Origin of the sequence: Methanothermococcus thermolithotrophicus DSM 2095 (assembly GCF_000376965.1) — an archaeon.
GTDB lineage: Archaea > AGJL01 > Methanococci > Methanococcales > Methanococcaceae > Methanothermococcus > Methanothermococcus thermolithotrophicus.
This window is the reverse complement of record NZ_AQXV01000010.1, coordinates 1-6,047: the sequence shown is the minus strand read 5'-3', so window position 1 is coordinate 6,047 and position 6,047 is coordinate 1. Positions and strand designations below refer to the sequence as shown.

5 protein-coding genes are annotated in these 6,047 nt (G+C 33.0%); 1 reads left to right on the top strand and 4 read right to left on the bottom strand.

Annotated elements, in window-relative coordinates:
- The 3 genes from F555_RS0100170 to F555_RS0100160 form a co-directional block, all read right to left on the bottom strand.
- Nucleotides 1–269, bottom strand: a 269-nt coding sequence (locus tag F555_RS0100170) for a MarC family protein (RefSeq protein ID WP_018153212.1), incomplete at its 3' end; no start/stop codon positions are given.
- Nucleotides 270–281: 12 nt separating this feature from the next.
- On the bottom strand, nt 282–1,895 hold the full coding sequence (locus F555_RS0100165; RefSeq protein ID WP_018153211.1) for a bifunctional N(6)-L-threonylcarbamoyladenine synthase/serine/threonine protein kinase: 1,614 nt from the start codon (nt 1,893–1,895) through the stop codon (nt 282–284).
- Nucleotides 1,896–2,101: 206 nt separating this feature from the next.
- Nucleotides 2,102–3,220 carry an APC family permease gene (locus F555_RS0100160; RefSeq protein WP_018153210.1) on the bottom strand — a complete coding sequence of 373 codons (1,119 nt, stop codon included), beginning with the start codon at nt 3,218–3,220 and terminating at the stop codon, nt 2,102–2,104.
- 411 nt (nt 3,221–3,631) lie between these two features.
- Here F555_RS0100160 and F555_RS0100155 point away from each other — a divergent pair, with 411 nt between their 5' ends.
- On the top strand, nt 3,632–5,512 hold the full coding sequence (locus F555_RS0100155; RefSeq protein ID WP_018153209.1) for a threonine--tRNA ligase: 1,881 nt from the start codon (nt 3,632–3,634) through the stop codon (nt 5,510–5,512).
- 76 nt (nt 5,513–5,588) lie between these two features.
- On the opposite strand, the gene F555_RS0100150 is transcribed toward F555_RS0100155, so the two are convergent.
- The coding region (locus F555_RS0100150) for a methyl-accepting chemotaxis protein (protein WP_018153208.1) at nt 5,589–6,047 on the bottom strand (459 nt) is incomplete at its 5' end.

The following is a 6,047-nucleotide window of genomic DNA, read 5'->3' as shown; positions in this document are numbered from 1 at the left end:
AGCATGTCCCAAGCTATTTTTAAAAGCAACAACCCGCCGGCTAATTTAAATGAATTTATAGTAATGCCAAAGAACTTAAATATCCATGTCCCAAAAAAGGCGAATGTTAGTAAAGTCGTTAGGACCACTATTAATGTTTTGTGTATTATTCTTTTCTTTCGTTCTTCAGGATAATTTCCAGTTAAAACATAAAATATGGGGGCCAGTCCAACTGGGTCCATAATAATAAATAGAGATGTAAAAGAATAAAGTAATAGATTAAGATCCATAATTTCACCATCTTATAAGTATCTTGCTCTTTTTTCCACATCGTTCATCTCTTCAATAACCTCCTCCCATTTTTCATAATTTTTATAGCCTTCAATTATTCTATCCCATATCTCATTGAACCTTTTATAGTGTATGCTTAAAATGGACTTTTTCAAGACAATCATATCTACGGCTTTATCTTCAACAAGGTCAGAGAATTTTCCCAATCCAAAGTCTATAACATATACGTTGTTGTCATCAACTATAAAATTTGAGGTTGTCAAGTCATTATGTATTATGCCGTTTTTGTGAAGTTGTCCTACGATCCAACCAATTTTATAACAGCAATCCAAGTTTCCCTCTTCAATAATTTCTTTTGCAAGCTTTCCATGAATGTAACTCATCATAAGTCTCTTTTTTTCCCTATCAACGTCAAATACGTATGGGCAGGGGATTCCAAAGTCTTTAATTGTAGATAAAAATCTTGCCTCCTTAACTGTCCTTCTGGTCCTTATCAATTCATCGAGCTCATCAATTCTATAACTCTTTTTTATTCTTTCCTTGGTTACGATTTCCCAGTCCAAATAACATCCTTTTTTAAGGTCTGCTTCAGCTCCTTTTCCAACTAAATGTTCGGGAATTTCTCTTTTTCGATTTGAGCTATTATTATTTTTAATCCAGTTAACTTCCACCATATCTGCCCTATAATTTGATATTGGTCTGGTTTCACTTATGTCCATGATTTTTCCATTTATATGCTGCAAAATCCCGAGCCAAGCTATCATGGCACCATTATCTCCGCAAAACTGTTTTTCAGGGACGTAAAAATCTACGTTCTGTTCTTTGCACATTATACTAAGCATCTCTCTAAGTCTAATGTTTGCCGCAACTCCTCCAACAAGCATAACTTCTGGTTTGTTGGTATGTGCAAGAGCTCTTTCTGTTATCTCAGTTAACATGGAAAAGGCGGTTTCCTGAAGTGAAAAGCATACATCTTCAAGTTTTTCCCCAGCTTCGTACTTTTTTAGTGCAGAGGTTAAAAGCCCTGAAAATGAGATATCCATCCCTTTAACCGTATATGGCAATTTAAGTAGTTTTTCCCCATTTTTTGCAAGTTTTTCAACGTAAACTCCTCCAGGGTGTGGAAGATTACAATTTCTTGCAAACTGGTCAAGGCAATTTCCAATGGCTATATCAAGTGTTTCTCCAAAAACCCTGTATTTTTCCCCTACGTATGCCAATATTTGAGTGTTCCCTCCACTAACGTACAGTGTGAGTGGATCTTCTACATCTGTGGTTAATTTACCAATTTCAATATGCCCCACACAATGATTTACTCCAATTATTGGTTTTTTTAAAGATAGTGAAAGAGCTCTTGCAGCTGTTGCAGTCACCCTCAAACTTGGACCCAACCCCGGACCTTGAGAGAATGCAACTAAATCAATCTCATCTTTATCAACAACTTCAAAAGCCTCTTTTATAAGCTTTGGAAATGTCTCGGCATGATGATCTGCAGCCTCCCTTGGATGTATCCCCTGTTTTGGTGGAGAGTATATTATTGTTTTGTTGAATAGGACTTCCCCATCAGAAGTAACAATACCAACCCCTGTTTTTTCCGCAGTTCCTTCCAATCCAATACAAATCATAATTTCACCGATTACTTTTAATGATTTTTAACATAATTAACATAATGTTATATGGTGTTTTATTCGTTGATAATTCAAGACTATAGTTCTGCGAATGTTTAACATTTTTAATAGTACATTAATTTTTACAATACTAACAATATGAACTTATTTCCTTTAATATCTATACATGGGCATTTATCTTTTAATTAAAGTTATATACCAGCTTATTTAAACACCAAATAAATCCTAAATATTACAATTAATAGGGTAATTACCGCCGCCAATAATGACATAATTTTTATTTTTAATTTTAGCTCATCCTCTTTAAAAACAGCGAGATATAACACAAAGTACGATATTAGGGTTAAAAACATTGCAAAATCTACTAATGTCTTTGAAGGATATACTGAGAGAGTTACTATAACAAGTGAATTCAACAGAACTCCATTTATCGGAACTCCTTTTTTTAATTTGGTAAATGTATTCAACTTTGGAATAAGTAGATTATCGTGGGACAGTGCATAAGGCATCCAGCCTAAAGAAAATAACCAACTAAATACACAACCGCCGATTATAAACAACATACTAACCCATACAATAAGGTTATTTCCAATTAATACCTCTATAATATCATCCAATTTAGCAAATGTCATATTTGAAGAAACAACAACAAGTGAATATAGAAGATACAAAATTCCAATAATAAATGTCCCGATAATTAATCCATAATATATGTCCTTTTCTGGATTTTTAAATGCCTCTGATGGAATAGTTATTGCTTCCCAACCGGTCATAGTCCATAACCCGAAATAACTCGCTGTCATAACCTTAAATAAGTCAAATTCTACATTAAAGACTGATGGGTCAATTTTATTTGAAAATACAATAAATAATAATGTCATAATTGTTAAAACTCCAAAAGTTCTAATAAAGTTTCCTACTACATTGATTCCATTTATTATAAGAGAAGTTAAGAATACAACCAATATAACCTCCACATACTTAAAACTAAAATAAACATTAAATATTACACCAAAAAATGATACTACCGCTGAGATAGCCACCATTCCCGCAAGCCATAACGTATAGGCAAATGCCACTCCAGTCCGTTTCCCGAACATTCTCATTATATACTTATACGGTCCCCCACTTTTGCTTATTTTAGTCGTAGTATAGGCAAAGGGTAGGACTAAAATCATACTTATTATTAAGAGTAAAATCCACCCATATATTGCAGATTTTCCTGCAATTAAGTATGTTAAAGGGGAAAGTACGAATATACCCCCTCCGATAATGGAAGTTATTGTCAAAAATACCGCATCTTTTAATGTTAATTGTCCCATATTCCCACATTATAGTCGTTCTGCAATAAATAATATCTAACATACTTCATTTAATTTAAATTAAATTGGTGTTAAACAATCTAATTAAATTTAATAAAATTTTATACCACTCATTCGCAGAACGACCACCTTTTTTAGGATAATTATAAAATAAAGATTTAAATATTATTTTTGTTTTTTTTATTTATAAAATTAAACATTAGTTTAAATAAAATTGCACACCACTATATAGTCGTTCTGCAATTATATATCACTCAATATACTTTAAATTTGATTAGATATTTGTTAAACAGGTAAAATTAATTTAATAAATATTATAACACCTTCGTAGAACGACTATAAATAAGCTATCTCAAAGTTAAATTAAATTTGTTAATAAACCTATAAAACTTAAAAATTTGAGGGATAATAATGAAAACCTTATTGATACACTCTGATTATCTAGAATTTGAAGCAAAAAAGAAAACCAAAATAGCAGAAGATACCGAAGTATTAGCTGGAAAAATGGATGAATGTTTAACTGTATTCATAGCAGTTGAAAAGGAAGATGAAGATAATCCTGAAGGAATAATCAAAAGTGCCGTGGACGAGATAATAAAAACCACCGAAACCTTAAAGGTAAAAAATGTAGTGGTCTATCCATACGCTCATTTGTCCAATGAGTTATCTTCTCCAGAAGTTGCAAAAGAAGTTTTAAAAGGCATTGAAGCTGAATTAGTCAATAAAGGTTTTGATGTACTAAGAGCTCCGTTTGGATGGTATAAGGCATTTAAAATAAGTTGTAAAGGTCACCCATTAAGTGAGCTCTCAAGAAAAATAACCCCTAGGGAAGAAAAAGAAGATAAAGAAAAAACTTCTTCAAAAACTCAATTCTACCTATTAAAACCAGATACAAAGGAAATGATAGAATTAACCGAAGAAAATATAGATGTTATTGAAGACGAAGAATTAAAAGCTTTGGCAAAACACGAACTTGGAATCAAAGAAGAAAAAAACGAAAACAAAGAGTCAGAACCTCCTCATGTTAAATATATAAAAGAAAAAGAAATCTGTGACTATGAGCCGAGCTCAGATGCAGGTCACTTCAGATGGTATCCAAAAGGTAAATTGATAAGGGACTTATTGTCAGAATACGTTTATAATTTAGTTGTGGAAAATGGAGCTATGGCTGTCGAAACTCCAGTAATGTATGATTTAGGAAACAATGCAATAAAAGAACATGCGGATAAGTTTGGAGAAAGACAGTACAGATTCAAACAAGGAAACAAAGATTTAATGTTAAGATTTGCGGCATGCTTTGGTCAGTTCATGATGAAAAAGGACATGTACCTATTACCAAAACACTTGCCGTTAAAACTCTATGAACTTTCAACTTACAGCTTCAGATACGAACAAAGAGGGGAATTGGTAGGTTTAAAGAGATTAAGATGCTTTACAATGCCTGATATGCATACCGTATGTATGGATATTAAGCAGGCCATAGATGAATTCGAAAATCAGTTCTGGATGTGTTTAAAAACTGGGGACGATTTAAAAACACCATACTCAGTTATATTCAGATATACCAAGGATTTCTTTGAAGAAAACAAAGACTGGTTCTTTAAAATAGCGAAGGAATACAAAGAAAAATATGGAAAAGATGTTATATTGGAATTGTTACCTGGAAGGCATCATTACTGGGTAGGAAAAGTTGACATGGCAGTAATAGACAGCTTTGGAAGACCTATTGAAAACCCAACAGTTCAAATAGATGTTGAGAGCTCAAAAAGATTTGGAATCGTTGTTCACGACGGAGATAAAAAAATAAATCCAATAATACTCCACTGCTCACCAACTGGAAGTATTGAAAGAGTTATGTGTGGGTTGTTAGAGGGAGCATATTTAGACTCGCAAAAAGGAAGAGCTCCTATGTTGCCAGTATGGCTTTCACCTATACAGGTAAGAGTAATACCAGTTTCTGACTCACACGAGGAATATGCATTAGAAGTTGCAAAAAAACTTAGAGAAAATGGGATAAGAGCTGACTTTGAAGACAGAGACGAAAGCGTAGGTAAGAAGATAAGAAATGCAGGTAAGGATTGGGTTCCTTACGTTGTGGTTGTTGGAGATGAAGAGGTTAAAAATAATATTTTAACCATAACAATAAGGGAAGAATCAACCTTAAAGAAACCATTAAAAGAAAAAATGACAGTTGAACAGTTGATTGAAAGAATAAAAGAAGAAACTGCAGGCTGTCCATATAAGCCATTACCATTACCATTAAAATGCTCAGTACAGCCAATATTTAGATAATGATGCAATCACGAAACACATAAAATACTATTTTAAATACTTTTTTAAATCTAAAAAGAAAAAAATAATTAATTCATTAAACTTTAAATCTACTGGCTGATTTAGCCACCCTATCTGAAACTTTTGCTATTTCCTCGGTAGCTTTGCTTATTTCATCCATGATTCTATTCTGTTCTTCTGCACTAGCGGTTAGTTCTTCAGCAGTTGCAGCAAACTCTTCAGATATTGAAGCAATATCTTGAACGTTATTTAATGCCTGTTGTACGTTCTCTGACGCCTGTTTTGCACCTTCTTTTATTGCATTTATCTTTTCAGCGGCCTTATCTACACTTTCTTTAATTTTCATAAACGCGTTGTTTACCTCATCTATGGCTATAACTCCTTTGTCGACTTCATCTTTACCAGTTAACCCCAAATCAATAGTTTTTTCAACTTTGCCCTGTATTCCTGTAATGGTTTTGGCAATATCATCCACAGATTTACCAATCTCTTCTGCCAGTGATTTAATTTCACTTGCAACAACTGCAAATCCTTT

What these genes read in the sequence shown, in the direction of transcription:
- F555_RS0100165 (WP_018153211.1), bottom strand. Translation starts at nt 1,895, where the DNA reads ATGATTTGTATTGGATTGGAAGGAACTGCGGAAAAAACAGGGGTTGGT.
- F555_RS0100160 (WP_018153210.1), bottom strand. Translation starts at nt 3,220, where the DNA reads ATGGGACAATTAACATTAAAAGATGCGGTATTTTTGACAATAACTTCC.
- F555_RS0100155 (WP_018153209.1), top strand. Translation starts at nt 3,632, where the DNA reads ATGAAAACCTTATTGATACACTCTGATTATCTAGAATTTGAAGCAAAA.